This is a genomic window from Halomonas sp. TH-94 (assembly GCF_057473365.1).
This window is the reverse complement of the sequence record NZ_JBYCKL010000110.1, coordinates 34,001-55,152: the sequence shown is the minus strand read 5'-3', so window position 1 is coordinate 55,152 and position 21,152 is coordinate 34,001. Positions and strand designations below refer to the sequence as shown.

Sequence of the window (21,152 nt, the reverse complement as noted above, 5' to 3'; positions counted from 1 at the left end):
TACGGTGATGGTCACGGCGAACACGGCGGCCAGAGCCAGGATGGCCCCCGCCATGAAGGAGCGCAGCAGCGCATCCCGCGTGGCCATATAGAGCTTGGCCTCACCGGCGTCCACCATCTTGGTCGCGAATTCGGAAGGGAGCAGATAGGACATGGCGTCAACGTCTCGCAATAGTGATCGTGGCTGGCGTACGAACGAAAAGGCGCCTGGAACCGGGGAACGGCTCCAGGCGCCTTTGCCTGTGTTCGTGACTATGTCAGGGCCGGTTCAAGCAGCGCGACGGTCGTCGTTGACCCTGTCGCCTGCGTCATCGACAGGCCCTTGCCACTGATAAGCACGTTGCGTGCCAGTTTCAGAACGCCGGATGGGAAAGAGGCCTGCTTGCCGAGGCCACACGGGCGTTTGCCACGAGGCAACGCACCTTGGCGGGGCAGCGCCTGTGAGCGGCCTGCCCCATGTGAGCACGGCCCAAGCCATCATTGCGGTGCAATAAACAACCGGCCTGCTCGTCTTTGGTGCAGCGCATGATCAGGCGCACGACGCCGGGTCAGTGCGCAGGCGTCGACATTGCGGCTGCCCTCGCTCCCACAGGGCTCGTCTCGGTCATGCGCACCACGCTGCCGACCACGATCAGACAGGGCGAAGGCAGCGGCGATGCGGCAAGCTTGCCCGGCATGTCGGCCAGGGTGCCCACCAGCGAGGCCTGCTCGGGCAAGCTGGCGTTGGCCACCAGCATGATCGGCCATTCGTCGGGCAGGCCGGCTCGGCGCAGCCCGGTGCAGATGGCGTCGACCTTGGTCAGCCCCATGTAGAAGATCAGCGTCTCGTCCTGGCGCGCCAGAGTGGCCCAGTCGGGCTCGCCATCCTTGCGGCACAGCTGCGCGGTGATGAAACGCAGCTGCTGGGCGTGGGCACGGTCGGTGAGCGGAATGCCCATGCCGGCGGCGGCGGCCGAAGCGGCAGTGATGCCCGGTACGATCTCGGCGTCGATATTGGCCTCGGCCAGTGCGGCCAGCTCCTCGCCCATGCGCCCGAACACCCCGGGGTCGCCGCCCTTGAGCCGCACTACCGACTTGCCTTCCCCGGCCAGCTTCACCAACAGCGCGCCGATCTCGGCCTGAGGCACGCTGTGGTGACCGCGCTCCTTGCCCACGTAGTAGCGCTCGTGGCCGGCGGGAATCAGCGCCAGCACGTCGTCGCCCACCAGGCGGTCGTAGACCACCGCATCGGCCTGCTGCAATAGCCGCGCGGCCTTGAGCGTGAGCAGCTCCACGTCGCCGCTGCCCGCCCCCACCAGATAGACGCACCCGGCGCGGCAGTCGCCGTCCAGGGTGACGGTGGGTGCCGGGGTGCTGCGCGTTCCGCCGAACGGCGAGCGCACGATATGGCCAAGGCCATGCAGACGCGACCAGGTCGCCTGCACCATGGCTTTGGGTGACGGCAGCTTGTGAAAAAGCTCAGGCGATAGCAGGGTTTTCAGTTGGCTCAGGGCGCGCATGGGCCTTCTCCTCTTCGATCAGCGATTTCAGCTCGGGAACGCAACTACCGCACTGGGTGCCACAGGCCAGCCGGGCGCCCAGCGCCTCGACGCTGTCGTCGCCTTCACGGATGGCTCCTAGGATAGCGCGTTGGCCCACCTGGTGGCAGCTGCATACCACCGGCCCCTGATTGGCAGCGCCGTCGTCACAGCCGGCCAGCAGGCGGCGGCGGTGCTCGGCAGCGACGCCTTCACCGCAGGCTGCCTCGGTAAAGCGCTCGGCAAGCCAGGCAAGGTTGGGCAATTCCCTGGGCGGCCCCGACATGAACCACCAGCGCAGCCGTCCCGCCTCATCGACCCCGGCGGCACGCAGGCGCCCGCCGGCGGGGTCGGTGCACCACAGCGTAGGGGCCACCGGCAGGGTCCCCTCGAGCCAGGCCAGCCACTCCGGCCTAGCGCTCTCGACTTCGCCGCCGGCCAGCTGCCAGCGCGTGCTGTCGCCCAGAGGAATTCGCGCCCAGTAGCGGCTCCGCTCGCACCAGCTCGATTCCGCCACGCCCAGGTCGTCGGCCACCAGCAGGGTGGCCTCCCACCCCACCGCCAGCGGGGCCAGCGCCACCGCACCGTGCTTGGATTCCGGCTGACCCGAAACGGGGTCGACATGGGCATCGATCAGCGCTCCGGTGGATGCCGAACCGCTATAGTGCCCGCTCCAGTGCATCGGCACGAACACCTCGCCGCGACGCTGCCCGCGCGATACTCGTACCCGTCCGACGTAGCGACCGCCGGCACCTTGCAGGCAGGCCAGCCCCTGCTCCTCGAGGCCCAGCGCAGCGGCCTCTTCCGGGGCGACTTCGATGAACGGCTCGGCGCGGTGGTTCATCAGCCGTGGCGCACGCCCGGTGCGGGTCATGGTGTGCCACTGATCGCGAATGCGCCCGGTGTTGAGCCGCAGCGGACGCTCCGCTTCCAGCTCCTGTGCCGGTGGGCGCGGGCGCACCGGCAGCAGTCGCGCTCGGCCATCGGGCGTGGCGAAGCGGCCATCGGCAAACAGCCGTGCGGTTCCGTGGGGGGCGGCGGCATTGACCGGCCACTGGACGGGCGCCAACGCATCGTAGGCGCCACGATCGAGCCCGGCCAAACCAGAGATATCGAACAACCGCCGACTCTCGCCTGGCCCCTCCCCGTTTTCGAAACCCGAGAGTCTGGCGTGTTCGTCGAAGATCTCGCTGGGGTGGCTATAAGCGAAGGCCTCGCCGAAACCCAGCCGCCTGGCCACCTGACACAGCGCCCACCAGTCGTGCCGGGCCTCGCCCGGCGGCGGCAGGATGCCGCGCTGGCGCGAGATGCGCCGCTCGGAGTTGGTCACGGTGCCGTCCTTCTCCGACCAGCTCGAGGCCGGCAGCACGATGTCGGCATAGGCCAGCAGATCGGCATCGGCCATGCACTCGGAGACGATCACCAGCGGGCACTTGGCCAGCGCCGCACGCACCCGGTCCGAGCGCGGCAGGCTGACCGCCGGATTGGTGGCCATGATCCACAGCGCCTGCACCTCGCCGCGCTCGATCGCCTCGAACAGCTCGACTGCCTTGTAGCCGGGCGCTTCGGGCAGACACGGCACCAGCCGCTCGGTAGCCCAGAAGCGGGTGACCCGGTCGCGGGCGCCCGGGGTGTCGTAGTCCATGTGGGCGGCCAGCTGATTGGCCAGCCCCCCTACCTCGCGCCCACCCATGGCGTTGGGCTGGCCGGTGATCGAGAAGGGCCCGGCGCCGGGCAGGCCGATCTTGCCCCCCGCCAGGTGGCAGTTGATGATGGCGTTGCCCTTGTCGGTGCCGCTGCTCGACTGGTTCACCCCTTGGGAAAACAGCGTGACCACGTGCAGGTGGCTGGCGAACCAGTAGAAGAAGGTTTCCAGGCGTTCGGGGTCGACGTCGCAGTCGGCGGCAATCGCCTCCACGCCGGCATCCTGCTCCCGCGCCGCGGCAAGGGCCTCCTCGAATCCCTGGGTGTGCTTCTCCAGATAGACCCGGTCGAGCTTGTTGCGCTCGGCCATCCACGCCAGCAGCCCGGTGAACAGCCGGGCGTCGCTACCCGGCTTGAGCCCCAGATAGAGATCGGCAAGCTCGCAGGTATCGGTCACCCTTGGGTCGATCACCACCACCCGCAGCAGCGGGTTGCGCTGCTTGGCCACTTTCAGGCGCTGGTAGAGCACCGGGTGGTTCCAGGCCAGGTTGGAGCCTACCAGTACCACCAGTTCGGCTTCTTCGAGGTCCTCGTAGCAGCACGGCACCGCGTCGGCGCCGAAGGCGCGCTTGTGGGCCGCCACCGCCGAAGCCATGCACAGGCGCGAATTGGTATCCAGGTGCGGCGTGCCGAGAAAGCCCTTGAACAGCTTGTTGGCGACGTAATAGTCCTCGGTCAGGAGCTGCCCCGACAGGTAGGCGGCCAGGGCCTCGGGGCCCCGCGCCGCGCGGACTTCCCTCAGGCGCCCTACCAGCGTATCCAGTGCCGTGTCCCAGTCGGTTTCGACACCGTCGACGATGGGCTGGGTCAGACGCCCGTGGCTGCCCAGGGTCTCGTGCAGCGCCGAGCCTTTCACGCACAGGCGGCCGAAGTTGGCAGGATGCTCCGGATCGCCCTGCACGTCGACGATCTCGCCGTTCTCGACGCTGGTCACCACGCCACAGCCAACGCCGCAGTAGGGGCAAGTGGTACGTGCCTCGTGCATGTCGATCTCCTCTGAAACGCTCTCGAAACGACAACGCCCGCCAACGCGTCCCCGGGGTCGTGATGACAGGGTCGTGTTGGCGGGCGTCGTTGCCGCTCGGGCGCTAAACGGTGCGCCCTATCGAAATTCACCTGATCTGGATCAAGCAGAAAGCGTGCCACAGAGGGAATAATCCTAACCCCTCAGTCAGATGCCTAACCTTTCACTGACGGGCATTGCCGTTGCCCCATGCTGCTACGCACCATGACCCGGCGCCAGTCGCCTGCCATGCACCAGGCTAGTGCCGGGAAGCCGACGAACGGGCCTTCAGTACCACCCATCGCTCACCTCCCCCTGCCGCCAGGCACCGTCCTGCGTGCGATCGAGCACAACTGGAATACTTATTGCTTAAGATTGCATACATAGCTTGGCCGACCATCCAAAACCGGCCACGACAGCCAGACGAGCGACGCCCTATGCCCTCACCCTTGAATATATTGCTGGTCGACGACGAGGTAGTACGCGCCGCCATGGTCGAAGAGGCCCTGATGGCCGAAGGGCATCAGGTCATCTGTCGGCTGACAAGCCCTGCCAGCCTCAACGAAATGGTAGAGCGCCACCAGCCCGACGTGGTGATCATCGACATGGAGAGCCCCGACCGCGACACGCTGGAGAGCATGGCCCTGCTGAATCGCGAGAACCCGCGGCCGGTGGTGTTCTTCGCCGACCAGCACGACTCCGACACGCTGCAGGCCGCGCTCAAGGCCGGGGTCAGCGCTTATGTTGTCGACGGCCTGGTACCCGAGCGGGTCGAGGCCATCGTCGAAGTGGCCATCGCCCGCTTCGATGCCTTTCACAGCATGCGCCAGGAGCTGGACAAGGCGCGCAACCAACTGGCCGAGCGCAAGCGTATCGACCGCGCCAAGGGTCTGCTGATGAAGCATCAGGACTGCGATGAGGAGCAGGCCTACCGCATGCTGCGCAAACTGGCCATGGACCGCGGCCAGCGTATCGCCGAGGTCGCCGACAGCGTCATCGACATACTCGACCGCCTGAACCCGACATCGCCCCAGGGGCGAGCCGCCGACAAACGGGGTCCCCGCTCATGAGTCACCCGCACCATCACGCCACCCCACCGGAACGGGAACGCCTCACTCTCGGCTTCGTTCCACTGCTAGATGCCACACTGTTGATCGTCGCCCGTGAACGCGGCTGCTTCGCCGCAGAAGGGCTCGACGTGAACCTCTCCCGGGAGAACGCCTGGGCCACCCTGCGCGACAAGGTAGCCGCCGGCCTGCTCGACGGCGCCCAGATGCTCGCGCCCATGCCCCTGGCCATGAGCCTGGGGCTGGGACGCGCGCCCTGCGACACTTTGGCCCCGCTGCTGCTCAGCCGCAACGGCAATACCGTGACCCTCTCCACCACGCTGAGCGAGGCCTGCGGCGCCGAACTCACCGACGCCCCGGCCCGAAGCGCTCTGGCCTTGGGCGAGTGGCTGCGCGGCCCGGGCAGAGGCAAGCGCCCACGCCTGGCCATGGTCTACCCCTATTCGTGCCAGCACTACCAGCTGCGCGAATGGCTCACTCTGGGTGACATCGCCCCGGAGCGCGACGTGGAGCTGGTGGCCCTGCCGCCGCCGCGCATGGTGGAAGCGCTGCGCGATGGGCAGATCGACGGCTTCTGCGCCGGCGAGCCCTGGGGCACTCTCGCCCGGCACTGCGGTAGCGGGAAGCTGGTGGCCACCAGTGCGCAGCTGTGGCCCGACCACCCGGAAAAGGTGCTCGGCGTGACCCGCTCCTGGGCCGAGCACTGCCCCGCTACCCTCGCAGCCATGATGCGTGCCCTGGTCGCCGCCAGCGAATGGCTTTCCGCCTCGCCGGATAACCGGCGCCAGGCATTGGAGTGGCTTGCCCTGCCCCCCTACCTCGACCGCTCGGTGCGCCACTTGCCGACGCTCGAGTTCGATGCCGAACCGATCCGTCAGCGTATCTACGGCTCCGGCATGCTGCGGCCCACTCCGCAGGACGCGCTGCATTTCGCCGAGCCCATCGCCCGCCAGCTGGAAGCCCAGGGCGGCCGCTTCGAACCCGGCCAGCTTGCCGCGTGCTACAGCCCTGTGCATTTCGATGCCGCAACGCACCATTGATGTGCACGGCCGGCGGTCGCTCACCCACCAGCCGGCCACTCGTCCCGCACTCAGGCCCATGAAATAGCAGCATAAATTCAGTGCCGAGCGGCCCCTGGCCGGGTTCTTGAAACGTACAGCCTAAACAGCGGCCAACGGCGGTCGCTCGACACGAATACGACAACGGCGTCTCTGCACCCTCCCCATCACGGGGAAACGGTGCCGAGGCGCCTTTTTGCGTTTGTCTTGATGGAAACAGGAGGTGGCTCGTCATGGGACATCGACACACCGACACCGCCCAACCGCGACAGGAGCACCTGGTCATCGTCGGCAACGGCATGGCCGGCCATCGCCTGGTCGAAGCGCTGCTCGCCCGCCCCGGTCGGCCCGCACGCATCACCGTGATCGGCGCTGAAACGGCACCGGCCTACAACCGAATCCTGCTCTCACCCCTGCTGGCCGGCGAGATGGAGCGCGACGCACTTACCCTGCGCGATGCTGCCTGGTACGCCGAGCACGACATCGACCTGGTGCTGGGGGAACGCGTGGAAACGATCGAGCGCAGCGCACGGCGCCTGACCACCGATGCCGGCCGCGAACTCGATTACGACCGCCTGGTACTGGCCACCGGCTCGAACCCGGCCCGGCCGCCGGTGCCTGGGCTCGAATTGCCCGGGGTGCACCTGTTCCGCGATCTCAACGACGCCGACGCCCTGGCACGCGCCGCCGAGCATGGCAGCCACGCCGTGGTGATCGGGGGCGGCCTGCTCGGCCTGGAAGCCGCCGAAGGGCTGCGTAAGCGCGGCATGCAGGTGAGCCTGCTGCAGCGCGACGACCGCCTGATGAATAGGCAGCTCGACCTCACCGCCGCCCGGCTGCTCGAAAAAGAGCTGCGCGAACGTGGGCTCGACATTCACACCGATGCCCAGCTCGAACGCCTGGAAGCCGGCCCCGACGGCCACGTCTGCGCCGCTTGGCTGGCCGACGGTACGCGGCTTGCCGCCGACTGCGTGGTAGCGGCCATCGGTATCGTGCCTAACGCCGAACTGGGTCGTGCGGCCGAGCTCAACGTCAACCGCGGCATCGTCGTCGACGAATGGCTCACCACCAGCGAGCCGACCATTCACGCCCTGGGCGAGTGCTGCGAGTTCCAAGGCCAGACCTTCGGCCTGGTGGAACCCATTTGGCGTCAGGTCGAAGTGCTCGCCGACAGGCTCTGCCCCGGCAGCGCCGAGCGCAGCGAAGGCTATGTCGACAACCCCTGCGCCACCAAGCTCAAGGTCAGCGGCGTTTCGCTCTACGCCTTCGGCCCCACCGATCCCGAACCCGGCGGCCATGAAGTGCTCAGCTATCGCGATCCCCAGCAGGGCGACTACCGCCGCCTGCTGCTGCGCAAAGGCCGCCTGGAAGGGGTCGTGCTCTATGGCGATACCGCCTCGGGTCCCTGGTACTTCGAACAGGCCCTGGCCGGTCGCGACCTCACCCCTTGCCGCTCGGCCCTGCTGCTCGGCGCCGCCGACGCGCAAACCCTGCTCGACGACGCACTCAATGAATCACCGCAACGCCCCGCGAAGGAGGCCGCATGAACACGCCCGCTAAACAGCAACTCATCGTTATCGGCAACGGCATGGTCGGCCATCATCTGGTCGAGCAGCTCGTCGAACAGGGCGCCACGCAGCGCTATGACGTGATCGTGTTCGGCGAGGAGCGCCACCTGGCCTACGACAGGGTGCACCTCTCCGAGTACTTCAGCGGCCGCGACGCCGCCTCGCTGGCGCTCTCCACCGGCGAATACTACGCCGACAACGGCATCGAACTGCGCCTGCACGAAGCGGTCACCGCCATCGACCGCGACAAGGGCGAAGTGGTGACGCCCCAGGGCCGCTACCGCTACGATCGTCTGGTACTGGCCACCGGCTCCTACCCCTTCGTACCGCCGATTCCCGGCAACGACCGCGATGGCTGCCTGGTCTACCGCACCCTGGAAGATCTCGACGCCATTCGTGCCGCCGCCGAGAACGCCGCCACCGGTGTGGTAGTGGGTGGCGGCCTGCTAGGCCTTGAGGCCGCCAACGCCCTGCGCGGGCTCGACCTCGATACTGCCGTGGTGGAGTTCGCTCCGCGCCTGATGCCGATGCAGGTGGATACCGAAGGTGGCGAACTGCTGCGCGAGAAGATCGAAGCACTGGGCGTGCAGGTACTCACCGGCCGCGCCACCCAGGAGATCGTCGACGGCGAACGCAGCCGTCATCGCATGGTGTTCCAGGACGACAAGGTACTGGAAACCGACCTCATCGTATTCTCCGCCGGCATTCGGCCCCGTGACGAACTGGCCCGCGACTGCGGCCTGGAACTCGGCGAACGCGGCGGCGTGGTGATCGACGACAGCTGCCTGACCAGCGACCCGGAGATTCTCGCCGTGGGTGAAGTGGCACTGTGGAACAACAGCATCTTCGGCCTGGTGGCCCCCGGCTATCAGATGGCCAAGGCCGCCGCTTCCACGCTTCTGGAAGGCAGCGACACCTTCCGCGGCGCCGACATGAGCACTAAGCTCAAGCTGATGGGCGTCGACGTGGGCTCCATCGGCGACGCCCACGGCGACCGCACCCCCGGCGCGCGCATGTACCGCTTCCTCGACCCCATCAAGCAGCAGTATCGCAAGCTGGTCGTCTCCAGCGACGGCAAGCGCGTGGTAGGCGCCATGCTGGTGGGCGACAACAGCTACTACGACACCCTGCTGCAGTATTACGCCAACCGCATTGAGCTACCCGAGGAGCCGGCTGCGCTGATCCTGCCCGCCGGCGGCGAAGCGGCCCCCGCGCTGGGGCCGGACGCCTTACCGGCAACCGCCACCATCTGTTCGTGCCACAACGTCACCAAGGCGGACGTGTGCGCCTCCATCGACGGCGGTGCGGTGGATCTCGCCACGGTAAAAGGCGACACCAAGGCCAGCACCGGCTGCGGCGGCTGTGTCGCCCTGCTCAAGACCCTGGTGGATCATGAACTCGAGAGCCGTGGCGTGGAGGTCGACAAGTCGATCTGCGAACACTTCGCCCATACCCGCCAGGAGCTCTACGACATCGTACGGGTGGAGGGCATCAAGACTTTCAGCGAGCTGATGGAGAAACACGGAACGGGCTTAGGCTGCGACATCTGCAAGCCGGCGGTAGCCTCGATCCTGGCTTCCTGCTTCAACGAGCCGATTACCGATGCGGCCCACATCCCGCTGCAGGACACCAACGACACCTTCATGGCCAACATGCAGAAGAACGGCACCTACTCCGTCGTTCCCCGCGTGCCGGGCGGTGAGATCACCCCCGACAAGCTGGTGGTGCTGGGCCAGGTGGCGCAGAAGTACGAACTCTACACCAAGGTGACCGGCGGCCAGCGCATCGACCTGTTCGGCGCCCGCCTGGAGGACCTGCCGGCGATCTGGGGCGAGCTGATCGAAGCCGGCTTCGAGACTGGCCACGCCTACGGAAAGTCGCTGCGGACGGTGAAGTCCTGCGTGGGCAGCACCTGGTGCCGCTACGGCGTACAGGACAGCGTGGGCATGGCGATCCAGCTGGAGCACCGCTACAAGGGCCTGCGCGCCCCGCACAAGATCAAGTTCGGCGTTTCCGGCTGCACCCGCGAGTGCGCCGAAGCCCAGAGCAAGGACATCGGCGTGATCGCCACCGAGAACGGCTGGAACCTGTACGTGTGCGGCAACGGCGGCATGCGCCCGCGCCACGCCGAACTGTTCGCCACCGACCTCGACGACGAGCAGCTCTACCGCATCATCGACCGCTTCCTGATGTTCTACATCCGCACCGCCGACCGCCTGCAGCGCACCTCGGTATGGCGCGAGAACCTCGAAGGCGGGCTGGACTACCTCAAGCAGGTGATCCTCGAGGACAGCCTCGGCATCGGCGAAGAGCTCGACCGGCAGATGCAGACCGTAATCGACGCCTACGAATGCGAATGGGCCAACGCCATCAGCGACCCGGAGAAGCTGAAGCGCTTCCGTAGCTTCGTCAACGACGCGCGCCCGGACCCGGACATTATCTATACCACCGAGCGCGGCCAGCTTCGCCCGGCTTAAAGGAATGGCTACGTGAGCGAATCCCGCCGTTGCGTGGCACGCGCTCGCCGCTTTCCCGAAACGAATCTGGAGATAAAACGAAAATGAGTACAGCAACTGCGGCGAAGACCATGACCCAGACCTGGCAAACCCTCTGCACCCGCGCCGACCTGGTGCCCTTCTCCGGCGTCGCCGCCTGGGTGGAAACGCCGGAAGGCCCGGCCCAGGTGGCCCTCTTCTACCTACCGGGCCAGGAGCAAGAGCTCTACGCCCTGGACCACCACGACCCCTTCTCCAACGCCAACGTCATCGCCCGCGGCATCGTCGGTGACATCAAGGGCCAGCCCGTCGTCGCCTCGCCGATCTACAAACAGCACTTCCGCCTGGAAGACGGCCAGTGCCTGGAAGACGACAGCGTGCAACTGCGCACCTGGAAGGTGAGCTTCAAGGGCGACGAGGTGTGGATCGAGGCGTGAGGTTGAGGCCTTAAATAAAGAAAAAGCCGCCGACGCTGGGGTAGCGTCGGCGGCTTTGGGTAAGCCACCCTCATCTCAACCGCGAAAGGCTGCCTCGATGTCGGCGATGTCGATTTTCCTCATCGTCATCATGGCATCGAACGCCCGCTTGGCGGCGGCGCGGTCGGGGCTGGTGTAGGCTTTCGTCAGCGCGATCGGCGTAATCTGCCAGGAGATGCCCCACTTGTCCTTGCACCACCCGCATTCACTCTCCTGGCCGCCATTACCAACGATGGCGTTCCAGTAGCGATCCGTCTCCTCCTGGTCTTCGGTCGCCACCTGAAACGAGAACGCTTCGCTATGCTTGAAGGCAGGCCCGCCGTTCAGCCCGAGGCACGCAACGCCCAGCACGGTGAACTCGACCGTCAAGACGCTCCCCTCCTGGCCCGAGGGATAATCCCCAGGCGCCCGGTGCACCGCATCGAGCGACGAATCGGGGAAGGTCTCGGCATAGAATCGCGCGGCTTCCTCAGCGCCGCCGTCGTACCAAAGGCAGATCGTGTTCTTTACCATGTTCTTCATGATCGGCTCCCTTCTGTGGGTGATTGCTGTGAGTAGCAATCTAACGTCGAACGGAGCTGGTCGGAATCGACAGGGGTGGTGGTTAACGCCCAACTCAGCGGGCTTTTTTGCGCAGCAAAACAGATCCGCTGCAGTTGTTTGTTAACTCCTAAGCGCTAAATCTTCCCGAATAACCTCGGGGTGACGGAAAGCAATCTCGATAAGTGCTTTTGCAGGGCCAGAAGGTTTGCGTCGACCTTGTTCCCATTCCTGCAAAGTGCGAGGCGAAATATGCAAAACTTCAGCAAACTCAACCTGCGTCAGGCCAGTTTTGCTCCGCGCCTCAGCAACCTCATTAGGCTCCACGTGACTCACCCGGGCCACTTTGCCCGCTTTCATTTCTTTGACAGACTGAAGCAACTTATTACCAAGCTTCTCTGCTCTCAAATTTTCGTTACTCATTTTCCAGCACCTCACGAATTGACTTCAAAATATACGCGGGTATGTTTTCCTTAACAGCTTTTTTGTAGATCACCAACAACCAGATCTCACCATTTGCTAACTTGGTGAAGTAGATAACTCGCACCCCACCACGCTTACCTGAACCCGCTATCGACCACCGAACCTTTCTACATCCTCCACTGCCAGGTATGAGATCACCAATCTCCGGATTAGCGGCCAACCAGCCGAAGAACGCACTGCGCTCCTCCTCGGTCCAAATATTTCTGGCATCCGCTTCGAATGTAGGGGTTTCGATGATTGTGTACATGGCGACAATTATACGTCAATGACGGATTTATGCAAGGCGGTAAGAAGAAGGGTTAACACCAGAGTTAGGCCGCCGCACGCCGAGCTTGCGCCCGACCTTGCGACAGCCCAACCCCTGAGACAAACAGTACAACAAGTCTGGCCGAGCGGCCTGAGGCTGGCATTTACCAGGGCCGAAGCCAGAACACTCGCCTCGCGCGGCCAAGAACTCTCACTGCGCGCTGTCCGAAGCCGACTCGGCCGGTCGAATCTTGCGGAGAGTCGCGCCTGTACAAAGCCGAGTTGCTGCAGGATTGACTGCCAATGCCCGCCCCGCGCGTGCGAGGTGCAAACGCTGCGGATAAGCGAGCTGCTACAGATTGCCTGGAGCCCGGCGGCAACACAGTGCGGGACACAAGGCCTAACGCCCGCAGCACGCGCGGCTTTGTAGTGAAGGCGCAGCCGAAACGGAAAAGCCGTCGCTGTGCCTGCGATTGTTAGATGCCTGACAGCTCAATGAACGCTAGCCTTGGATAATAGATTAAGAATTGCTACTCCACTCACAATAAACCCGATGCCAACAAACCCCCAAGTGTCCAGCTTTTGCCCATAGACACCCCATGCAATCAATGTCACCAAAGCGATTCCCAAACCCGCCCAAACTGCATACGCGACACCCACAGGTATTGCTTTAAGGGATAGCGAAAGAAAGTAAAATGCAATTCCATAACCCACCAAAACTACAAGGGACGGGCCTAGCTTAGTAAATCCATTGGTAGACTTTAGTGCAGTAGTTGCAACCACTTCTCCAAATATTGCAATAGCCAAGAACATCCAGTTTTTCATAGAAATCAACTCCTACGTTTCAAGAAGGAGTCGTATTTTATAGAGTATTTTTTAAAAATATCAGTCTTGTCCTACGCGATTTGCTGTGAGCAAACTACATCTAACAGGTATTGGATAGCACGCTCGTTCATCATCTTGAACGCGCCGGCGCGTTCAACAATCTTATCTAGCCTGCTGCTTCGCACCTAACCCATTGATATCTCATTAGACTAAGAATAGCTAGGCAACCTATACAGAATTCGCGTTCTTGCGCATTTAGCCGGAATGGATATACTGTATAAAAAACCAGCAAAAAGAATGCAAGGAGCAGCTTATGGACGCGCACAGGCGACCTCCAAAACTCATGGATCGCGTGAAGGCCATCATGAAGGTTAAACGCTACAGCCCTCGCACCGTGAAAACCTACTGCTACTGGATACGCTACTTCATTCGTTTCAATGGCGTACGTCATCCCGCCAGCATGGGTGGCCCCGAAGTCAGGGCTTTCCTGGAGCACCTTGCGGTACAGCGCCATGTGGCAGCGGCCACGCAGAACCAGGCGCTGAATGCCATCGTGTTCCTATATCGCCACGTCCTTGAACAGCCCCTGGGAGAGATTGGTGAATTCGCGCACGCCAAGCAACCACGCCGGCTACCGGTGGTACTGAGTCATGAGCAAGTGACGTACGTGTTGAATCAACTATCTGGCCCCATGCATTTGATGGCGAGCTTGATGTATGGCTCGGGATTACGGGTGCTTGAAACATGCCGCCTACGTGTCCGAGATATAGATTTCGAACGTCAGATTATTACGGTGAGATCTGGCAAAGGCGACAAGGACAGAACCACACTACTCCCTGCTACCTGCATCCCTTCTTTGCAGCATCAAATTACCATTGCCAAACAGCAACTCAACCATCGTCTGAATCATGGCAGTGTTCCCGTGACGCTTCCCCACGCGCTGGACCGTAAGTATCCTAACGCTGGAATATCCTTGGCCTGGCAATGGGTATTTCCAGCTAGCCGCCCCTGCTTCGATGATGCCGGCAATGTCGTTCTTCACCATATCCATCCATCAGCGGTGCAGAAGACCGTCAAGAATGCGATGCGAGCTGCATCGCTGCCGCGCCCTGGCTCCTGTCACACCCTGAGACACAGCTTCGCCACTCAGTTGCTAAGCCAGGGAACCGATATCCGCACCGTTCAGGAATTGCTGGGGCACAAGAGCGTGGAAACCACTCAGATTTATACGCATGTACTGGGCAAAGGCTTTGCCGGCGTGCGCAGCCCTCTGGGATAAGGGAAATCGAGTCATTCAGGCACGCTACCGCCAGGAGGTGCCGATCCCAGCCCCCCCCCTTAGCGGTTATTGGCCGCCGGCATGCCTCCATGGGGATGAAAACCCGCTTCGAAACATGTGCTTATATGCAGCTAACCAAATGAACCATCGGCAGGCGTCGCCGCATCTTGAGGAAAAGAGCCGAACGATGCGGATCCGCATTCAGTCTCCCTCGCCTGATACCCAGCGCTATGCCACATCCTGCACCTCCCGGCACTTGGGATAGGCCGAGCATCCCCAGAATCGGTTGCCGGCGTTTGCGCCCCGTTTCGAGGTGCGTAGCACCATGACGCTTCCACATTTCGGGCAGGTTCGGTCGGAGCAGGATTCTAAGTGGGCCTTGAGCTGTTTGACGTGCTGGCGGTGTGTTTCACGGCTGGGCGCCAATCGGCCGGTTTCGATTCTTTCCAACGCTTCCTGGATTTGGAAATCGTTCAATACAGGCTCCCGGAACGACTTGATGTAGCGCACATAGCCGCCACCGATAGTGACGTTGTCCGGCATGTTGGTCTTGAATACGGCGCTGCCCGAGAAGACCACCACTGAGTGGATGGCTTCCAAGGGCACGTCGAGCAGGGCTTCCAGCGCTTTCACGTGCTTGTAGTTCTGACGCAGCGGGTTCTGGAACTTGAAGGTCTTGCGGTAGATCTTCTGTGTCCACTGCGCCTGCTTCTCGCTGCCGAAGATCCAGCCCGTCATGTGCTTGGTTTCGATGACGAATATGCCGTAGCGGGAGACCAGGACGTGGTCGATCTGGGTGGTGCCGTCGGGCGTGGCAAGCGTGACGTTATGGATGCCTCGGTATTCATCCGCCGGCAGCCGCACCTTGGCGATCAGCTTGACGAAGGCTTCACCGAACAGGCCCTTGAACCAGTGGGACTTGAGGATGCCGAGCGTCAGCGCGACGAGAGGAAGCCACCACAGCGGGCGCACGGCTTCATAAAAGATCGAATAGTAGTCCAAGGCACATCTCGCACAGACGAATCGGCAAACGGATCGCTTCGGCCCGCTTTCTTCCCAACCTATCGCCTTCTTAAGTGTAAATCTACGTAACGAGACTGATTTATGACCTAGGTCGTATTGGTTAGGACAAATGCTTACGCCATGCCAGCCATCTCTCACATCGCCGGTTTTCATATTCAGCAAGGAGTGCACAGAAAGCGCAGCACCGCGGCGCTGGTACTTTTGGGTGATGGTGAGCTTCTTCTGGTACGCACTTTCGTCGCTAATGGGGTCTAGGCGTAGTGCGCAGCACTTTTGTTGGCATGAGTGGGCATGCAGCCAGCTTTCAAGCAGCGCTCCGGCTTCGCAAAGGTCACTCCATGCTAGACTGGCAAGGAGGCCAATGGCCCCGACTGCCCGCTTGCGTCCGCTGTGCTGACGTTCGATGGGAAGTCTCATGCGCCCTACCAAAGGCAAGGAGGCCATATGTCGCCATCTTCAGGCAACGGCGATCGTCTGACGGATTTAGATAAATTCGGAACTGACCCCGGTTCGCTACATGCGGCCACCTATATCCCCAAGAACTTCCAGACGAACGGCCCCCTGGTCGTCGTGCTGCACGGCAGCACCCAGTCTGCCGAGAGCTACGATCACGGATCAGGCTGGTCTGCTCTCGCCGACGAATGCGGGATAGCGCTCCTATATCCGGAGCAAAGAAAGACCAACAACCCCCTTAGCAGCTTCAACTGGTTCAAGTCTGGCGATACCCACTGCGGCGGCGGTGAACCTCTCTCTATTCGTCATATGATTGAGCAGGTCGTTGAAGATCATGGCATCGACCCGGCGCGCGTCTTCATCACGGGCTTGTCCTCGGGTGGCGCCATGACGTCTGTGATGCTGGCGACCTACCCGGAGGTATTTGCGGGGGGCGCGATCATCGCCGGCCTACCCTACCGTAGCGCGGACTCCCTGATGCAGGCACTGGTTCGCATGAAGGGATTTGGCGGCCCATCGGATAGCGGGCTCGACTCGTTAGTCCGTGACGCCTCGACATTCGACGGCCCCTGGCCGACGATCTCGGTCTGGCATGGCGGCAGCGATTCGACCGTCGACAATGCCAACGCCGATTCTATCGTCCGCCAGTGGCAGAAGATCCACAAGGTCGAAGGGCCACCGACACGGGTGGAGCAGGTCGACGGCTTCCCCCGGCAGGTATGGTGCAACGCGGACGGGCGGGAGGTGATCGAGGAATACATCATCGAAGGAATGGGGCACGGCACCCCCATCATGGCCGGAGGAGACGAGGGCCTCGGGGAGGAAGACAAGTATATGCTGGAAGTCGGCATTTCCTCGACCCGCCATATAGCGCATTTCTGGGGCCTTACATAAAGCAGGTAAGCTTTCTCCAGGGTAAAGCGTCAAACCTTTACTTACTGTCACGGATCGCCCGGATGTCTTCCAAATCCACCGGCCGTGACAGTGCCAACTTATAGCGAATCAGATCCTCCTTAAGCATCAAGGGAAGCTCTAGCCCTAACAAGTCGACTATTTCGTGGCGGGAGAACTCAATTTTCAGCGGAATCCATCGCTGGCTGTTTTCATCAAAGATGCGTGCTCCATCTGCATTTCCCACTTCGATTTTGATGCCTTCATACTTGAACTGAACATAGGTCAGGTCCCAGCCCTCCTCTCGATAGTGAGCATCGGGCTTGGAGATGAATTCTTGACCGGCCTGAACGATCTTTGGGTAACATTCACCGTGAACGAACAAGTCGATATCATTCAGCTCACGCCGGGAGCCATACCCCTTTGCTGCGAGCCCACCACAAACCAGAAACGGAATATTCCGTTCTTTCAACAAGTCCACAATCCATCTCGCTGCTAATTCGTGCATGCCTGTCCTATTCAAGGTTCCGTGGCGAGCGCTGCTCTTGCTGAGGCAGCCATTCAAAGCCGAGAAAGATGGCCGCTCTATGAGATCAACTTAACTCTCATGGCTAGGCTCTCATTCATCAAGCCCTCTCGACACTCCTCAGCCGCGAGGTCCGCCACATCACTACCGCGCGGCCAAGGAACATGCCACCGAGCGAGCCGTAAATCAGGCTGACGATGCCTGCGAAGGCCGCTGTGTCGGCAATGGGCAGCCGCATTCCGACGATGACACCGACGGTGAACTTTGCACAGAAGATGGTCAGCATGAGAGCAAGCGGCTGACAGCTTCCCGGTACATGAAAGGTCTGCTCTTGCGGGGAGAAGCGAACGCCTCGTGGGAGGTCCAATTTTAGGTGAAGTGCCACGGCGAGCCCTATGCCGAGCGCCCAGAGCATCAGGTTGTGTGGTTGGGCACCAAAGACGTTGATGACGCCGTATAGGCCCAGTATGAGAAAGATCGCGGGAAGGATACCCAGCTTGGAAAGGCCGATGGTGCGATCCTGGCTCTGCTGGTAGCCGCGGTAGAGCAGAAACAGCAGCAGCGGCCAAACCCAGAGGGGTGTGTTTCTTATGATGTCGAGCAGCATGTGCTTTCCCTGCGTTGTTTCGCCCAGCGTAGCGAGACGAAGCCAGACCCACCAGTCAGTGCTTACTTACCCCCTCACACTCGGTATCAGCGACCATTGAGCCCCTTCCCCGCTAGTATATCAGGCACACACTTCTCGATCCGCGACGCTCGCGTACTGGATTGCTTGGCACCGGTGAAATGCAGAATGTAGCCGCGCTGCCGCCCCGGCGTGAGCGATTCGAAGGCAGCTTTCAAGGCCGTATTTCCATCCAGCGCCACTTGGAACTCCTCGGGATATTCCAGCGCGTGCTTCTCCTTGAAATCCACCGTCAGGCCAGCCTTTTCCACCTCAATGGCTTCGTGAAGATAGGCTTTTAACGTTGGCGCCACGGCATCGATTTCTTGCGCCTTGGTAAAGCGAACCTGGCGCATCGCCTGCGAATGCTCACCCGGTGCGACGAGAATGCCTTCGGGGTCCTTCAGCAAGCTGCCCTTGAAGAAGCCGAGCGCGCAGTATGTCTTCATCGCAAAGATCACGGCCACGTTGCTGTTCTGGAACGAGTAGCACAACTTTCCCCACTTCACGTCCTCGCTCAGCTCGCAGTCCAGCAGCATGGTCCTCAATTTACTTTTCTCTTCCTGCCACTCGATCTTGCTCAACAGCGCTTCGACTTTTGGATTTGTTGTTTTCACAGCATCGCTTCTCTTTTTCAATGGAAGTAGCCCTCCACCCAGTCAGTACTTACTAACCCCTAGACTCTGTTATATGAACCACTCCAACTCTTCATAGGGGCTTTCGCGCAGTTCCGCCAGTCGGCTTTGCAGATCGCCGGTGTGAATCTCAAGCTTGTGGCCGTCCGGATCGAGAAAGTAGAGGGAATCGCCTTCGCTGCGGTTCTCCTTCCAGATCGTCACGCCCTGCTCGCGAATGGTATCGGCACAGCGGGCGAAAACCTCTTCGCTAACAGTGAAGGCGACGTGAGTATATTCGGGCAATGGCCCAGTGCGGGTCCGATCATCGAGCGAGAGGCAGATCCAGTCGCCACCCGCCTGAAGATAGGCGCCCCGAGCCCATTTCACCACCGGCTCGAGGCCCACCACGCGCGTATAGAAGCCGAAGGAGCGTTCCAGATCGCTGACCGCAAGCGTCAGGTGGTTGATGCCGGTGATCATGCCTCACCTCTTCTCAGTGTCACGCCTCTTCCCCAAGCGGGCGAATCACCCGGCAGGGGTTGCCGCCGGCTAGCACGTCCTCGGGGATGCTCTTGGTCACCACGCTGCCGGCACCGATGACCGAGCGGGCGCCAATGGTGACACCGGGACACAGGATCGCCCCGCCGCCGATCCAAACGTCGTCGCCAATGGTGATCGGTTTGGCGGCTTCCAGGCCGCTGCGGCGCCGTTCGGCATCGAGCGGGTGGGTCGCGGTATAGATCTGCACGCCAGGGCCAAACAAGACGTGGTTGCCGATGCTGACTTCCGCCACGTCGAGGATGACGCAATTGAAGTTGAAGAACACGCGCTCGCCCAAGGTGATGTTGCCGCCGTAGTCGCAGTAGAACGGCGGCTCGATGAATGTGCCCTTGCCCATGCTGCCGAACAGTTCGAGCAGCAGCTGCTTGCGCTCCTTTCCCTGATCGTCGCGGGTTTCGTTGAAGGCTTTGGTCAATAGGCGAGCCCGACGTCGTTCACCAAGCAGCTGTGGGTCGCGTGGGTCGTAGAGCTCGCCGGCCAGCATTTTTTCCTTTTCCATTCACCCTCCTTGCTACCGACATGCCTCGAGAAGCCCTCTCACGCTGCAAGAGGGCTTCCCGCCTACCTTCCGCTATGCCGTCAGAACTGCAGCCCAAGCGCGAAGCCGCCCAGCAGGTAGCAGAATATCGTGATCAGGATGACCCCGATGATATTGAGAACGACACCGCCACGCGCCATCTGGGCGATGGTAACCGCACCGGTGCCGAAGACGATGGCGTTGGGTGGGGTGCCAACCGGCAACATGAAGGCGCAGGTCGCGGCGAAGGCCGCCGGAATCAGCAGCGTCATCGGGTCGGCCCCGATGCCCAGGGCAACGCCACCGAGAACGGGTATGAAGGTGGCAGCCGTCGCCGTGTTGCTGGTGACCTCGGTAAGGAAGAGCACGAGCGTGGCCACGGCGGCGACCAGCAGCAGAATCGGCAGCACGTGAAGCCCGGTGATCTGTTCACCGAACCAGCCGTCCAGGCCGGTGGCTGCCACCGCGCCCGCCAGGCTCAGGCCACCGCCGAACAGCAGCAGCACGCCCCAGGGCAAGCCTTCCTCGGCATCCTTCCAGTTCAGCACCATCTCGCTCCTGCCTCGCGCGGGCAGGATGAACAGGGCAATGCCGGCGGCGATGGCAATGGCGGTGTCATCCAGATCGCCGAGCGGCCCCAGACGCTCCGCCATGCCGGGAAGGCTGGCAAGCACCCCCGGCACGACCCACAGGAACGCCGCCGAGCCGAAAACGAGCAAGACCATCTTCTCACCCTGGCTGAGCGAGCCGAGCTTATCGATCTCGCCTGCGATCATCTCCTTGCCGCCGGGAATGTCATCGATCTTGAACCGATAGAGCACTTGGGTCATCAGCACCCAGCCAACCAGGATGAAGGTGAACCCAAGCGGCACGCCGAGCATCATCCACTCGACGAAGCCGATGCTGCGACCCAGCTCGTCGGCAGCGTAACCTGCCACGATGGCGTTGGGCGGGCTGCCAAGCAAGGTGCCGAGCCCGCCCATGCTGGCCGACCAGGCGATGGCGAGCAGCAGGCAGACGCCGAAGCGCTTGATATTGTCATCGTCAATGAAATCCACGTGGCCGGCCCGATGGGGTTCGTGGTCAGACGCGCCGGTCGCCGAAGGGTCACCGCTGCGCTCTGCCACCAGGCGCAGAACGGAGAGCCCAATCGGCAGCATCATCAGCGTCGTTGCGGTGTTGGACACCCACATCGACAAGAAGCCCGTCGCCAGCATCATGCCGAGCACGATTCGCTTCGGCTCTACCCCGACACGGGCAAGCGTCAGCAGGGCGATACGGCGATGAAGGTTCCACTTCTCCATCGCGATGGCGATCAGGAACCCACCCAGGAACAGAAAGACGATAGAGCTGGCATATGGCGCCGTAGCCTGGCCGACCGTTCGCTCAGTGAGCATGGGGATCAGCACGATCGGCAGCAGCGCCGTGGCCGAGAGCGGGATAGCCTCCGTCATCCACCAGATCGCCATCAGAGCGCCGATCGTCGCCACCCAACGCGCATCCGGTGAGAGCCCTTCGGCGAAGCCCATGGCTATCCAGACGAGTAGCGCAACGAGCAACCCGAAAGCGCGCAGCCCCCACGTCATTCTGGCCGATCGACCGCCAGTCCCTTGTCCCTCGGACTTAGCCTCGTACCCCTC

General features: G+C 62.3%; 20 protein-coding genes and 1 pseudogene. 7 read left to right on the top strand and 14 right to left on the bottom strand.

The window, feature by feature from the left end; translation table 11 throughout:
• From AC2VNO_RS18875 to AC2VNO_RS18865, 3 genes and pseudogenes are all read right to left on the bottom strand, one after another.
• Positions 1 to 153, bottom strand: a pseudogene (locus AC2VNO_RS18875) (formate/nitrite transporter family protein); the annotation flags it as partial.
• A gap of 394 nt (positions 154 to 547) precedes the next feature.
• Positions 548 to 1,498 carry a uroporphyrinogen-III C-methyltransferase gene (gene cobA / locus AC2VNO_RS18870; RefSeq protein ID WP_486935575.1) on the bottom strand — a complete coding sequence of 317 codons (951 nt, stop codon included), beginning with the start codon at positions 1,496 to 1,498 and terminating at the stop codon, positions 548 to 550.
• On the bottom strand, positions 1,458 to 4,205 hold the full coding sequence (locus AC2VNO_RS18865; protein WP_486935574.1) for a nitrate reductase: 2,748 nt from the start codon (positions 4,203 to 4,205) through the stop codon (positions 1,458 to 1,460). The genes cobA and AC2VNO_RS18865 overlap by 41 nt, the downstream gene beginning before the upstream one ends.
• A 455-nt stretch (positions 4,206 to 4,660) precedes the next feature.
• Between AC2VNO_RS18865 and AC2VNO_RS18860 the strand changes: the two genes are divergently transcribed.
• The 5 genes from AC2VNO_RS18860 (at position 4,661) to nirD (ending at position 10,848) form a co-directional block, all read left to right on the top strand.
• Positions 4,661 to 5,293 (top strand): ANTAR domain-containing response regulator, encoded by a 633-nt coding sequence (locus AC2VNO_RS18860; RefSeq protein ID WP_486935573.1) that lies wholly within the window; start codon positions 4,661 to 4,663, stop codon positions 5,291 to 5,293.
• Entirely contained in the window at positions 5,290 to 6,330 is a 1,041-nt protein-coding gene (locus AC2VNO_RS18855) for a CmpA/NrtA family ABC transporter substrate-binding protein (RefSeq protein WP_486935572.1), read from the top strand. The genes AC2VNO_RS18860 and AC2VNO_RS18855 overlap by 4 nt, the downstream gene beginning before the upstream one ends.
• 251 nt (positions 6,331 to 6,581) lie before the next feature.
• The gene (locus tag AC2VNO_RS18850) at positions 6,582 to 7,895 is read left to right on the top strand and encodes an NAD(P)/FAD-dependent oxidoreductase (RefSeq protein ID WP_486935571.1); all 1,314 of its coding nucleotides are present in this window, start codon (positions 6,582 to 6,584) and stop codon (positions 7,893 to 7,895) included.
• Positions 7,892 to 10,393, top strand: a complete 2,502-nt coding sequence (gene nirB / locus AC2VNO_RS18845; protein ID WP_486935570.1) for a nitrite reductase large subunit NirB — start codon at positions 7,892 to 7,894, stop codon at positions 10,391 to 10,393. Before AC2VNO_RS18850 ends, nirB begins: the two co-directional genes overlap by 4 nt.
• A gap of 83 nt (positions 10,394 to 10,476) precedes the next feature.
• The gene (nirD, locus tag AC2VNO_RS18840) at positions 10,477 to 10,848 is read left to right on the top strand and encodes a nitrite reductase small subunit NirD (protein WP_486935569.1); all 372 of its coding nucleotides are present in this window, start codon (positions 10,477 to 10,479) and stop codon (positions 10,846 to 10,848) included.
• 75 nt (positions 10,849 to 10,923) lie between these two features.
• Here the strand turns inward: nirD and AC2VNO_RS18835 are convergent, their stop codons facing one another.
• From AC2VNO_RS18835 to AC2VNO_RS18820, 4 genes are all read right to left on the bottom strand, one after another.
• A complete protein-coding gene (locus AC2VNO_RS18835) occupies positions 10,924 to 11,409 on the bottom strand; it encodes a VOC family protein (RefSeq protein WP_486935568.1) in 486 nt (161 codons plus the stop codon).
• 141 nt (positions 11,410 to 11,550) lie between these two features.
• Positions 11,551 to 11,850: a helix-turn-helix domain-containing protein gene (locus tag AC2VNO_RS18830; protein ID WP_486935567.1), complete on the bottom strand. Its 300-nt coding sequence runs from the start codon at positions 11,848 to 11,850 to the stop codon at positions 11,551 to 11,553.
• Positions 11,843 to 12,157, bottom strand: a complete 315-nt coding sequence (locus tag AC2VNO_RS18825) for a transcriptional regulator (RefSeq protein ID WP_486935566.1) — start codon at positions 12,155 to 12,157, stop codon at positions 11,843 to 11,845. The genes AC2VNO_RS18830 and AC2VNO_RS18825 overlap by 8 nt, the downstream gene beginning before the upstream one ends.
• Positions 12,158 to 12,648: 491 nt before the next feature.
• Positions 12,649 to 12,981 carry a DMT family transporter gene (locus tag AC2VNO_RS18820; RefSeq protein WP_199458291.1) on the bottom strand — a complete coding sequence of 111 codons (333 nt, stop codon included), beginning with the start codon at positions 12,979 to 12,981 and terminating at the stop codon, positions 12,649 to 12,651.
• 343 nt (positions 12,982 to 13,324) lie between these two features.
• Here AC2VNO_RS18820 and AC2VNO_RS18815 point away from each other — a divergent pair, with 343 nt between their 5' ends.
• The gene (locus AC2VNO_RS18815) at positions 13,325 to 14,260 is read left to right on the top strand and encodes an integron integrase (RefSeq protein ID WP_486935565.1); all 936 of its coding nucleotides are present in this window, start codon (positions 13,325 to 13,327) and stop codon (positions 14,258 to 14,260) included.
• 228 nt (positions 14,261 to 14,488) lie between these two features.
• On the opposite strand, the gene AC2VNO_RS18810 is transcribed toward AC2VNO_RS18815, so the two are convergent.
• Positions 14,489 to 15,262 (bottom strand): nuclease-related domain-containing protein, encoded by a 774-nt coding sequence (locus tag AC2VNO_RS18810; protein ID WP_486935564.1) that lies wholly within the window; start codon positions 15,260 to 15,262, stop codon positions 14,489 to 14,491.
• 465 nt (positions 15,263 to 15,727) lie between these two features.
• On the opposite strand from AC2VNO_RS18810, the gene AC2VNO_RS18805 reads away from it, so the two are divergent.
• Entirely contained in the window at positions 15,728 to 16,630 is a 903-nt protein-coding gene (locus AC2VNO_RS18805; RefSeq protein WP_486935563.1) for an extracellular catalytic domain type 1 short-chain-length polyhydroxyalkanoate depolymerase, read from the top strand.
• Between the two features lie 37 nt (positions 16,631 to 16,667).
• On the opposite strand, the gene AC2VNO_RS18800 is transcribed toward AC2VNO_RS18805, so the two are convergent.
• The 6 genes from AC2VNO_RS18800 to AC2VNO_RS18775 form a co-directional block, all read right to left on the bottom strand.
• Positions 16,668 to 17,135 carry a hypothetical protein gene (locus AC2VNO_RS18800; protein ID WP_486935562.1) on the bottom strand — a complete coding sequence of 156 codons (468 nt, stop codon included), beginning with the start codon at positions 17,133 to 17,135 and terminating at the stop codon, positions 16,668 to 16,670.
• A gap of 118 nt (positions 17,136 to 17,253) precedes the next feature.
• Positions 17,254 to 17,787: a DUF6622 family protein gene (locus AC2VNO_RS18795; RefSeq protein WP_486935576.1), complete on the bottom strand. Its 534-nt coding sequence runs from the start codon at positions 17,785 to 17,787 to the stop codon at positions 17,254 to 17,256.
• Positions 17,788 to 17,846: 59 nt separating this feature from the next.
• A complete protein-coding gene (locus tag AC2VNO_RS18790; RefSeq protein WP_486935561.1) occupies positions 17,847 to 18,434 on the bottom strand; it encodes a YdeI/OmpD-associated family protein in 588 nt (195 codons plus the stop codon).
• 69 nt (positions 18,435 to 18,503) lie between these two features.
• Positions 18,504 to 18,914 carry a fosfomycin resistance glutathione transferase gene (gene fos, locus AC2VNO_RS18785; protein WP_486935560.1) on the bottom strand — a complete coding sequence of 137 codons (411 nt, stop codon included), beginning with the start codon at positions 18,912 to 18,914 and terminating at the stop codon, positions 18,504 to 18,506.
• A gap of 19 nt (positions 18,915 to 18,933) precedes the next feature.
• Entirely contained in the window at positions 18,934 to 19,494 is a 561-nt protein-coding gene (locus AC2VNO_RS18780; RefSeq protein ID WP_486935559.1) for a sugar O-acetyltransferase, read from the bottom strand.
• An 80-nt stretch (positions 19,495 to 19,574) separates the two neighbouring features.
• The gene (locus tag AC2VNO_RS18775; protein ID WP_486935558.1) at positions 19,575 to 21,098 is read right to left on the bottom strand and encodes an SLC13 family permease; all 1,524 of its coding nucleotides are present in this window, start codon (positions 21,096 to 21,098) and stop codon (positions 19,575 to 19,577) included.
• Positions 21,099 to 21,152 lie beyond the last annotated feature (54 nt).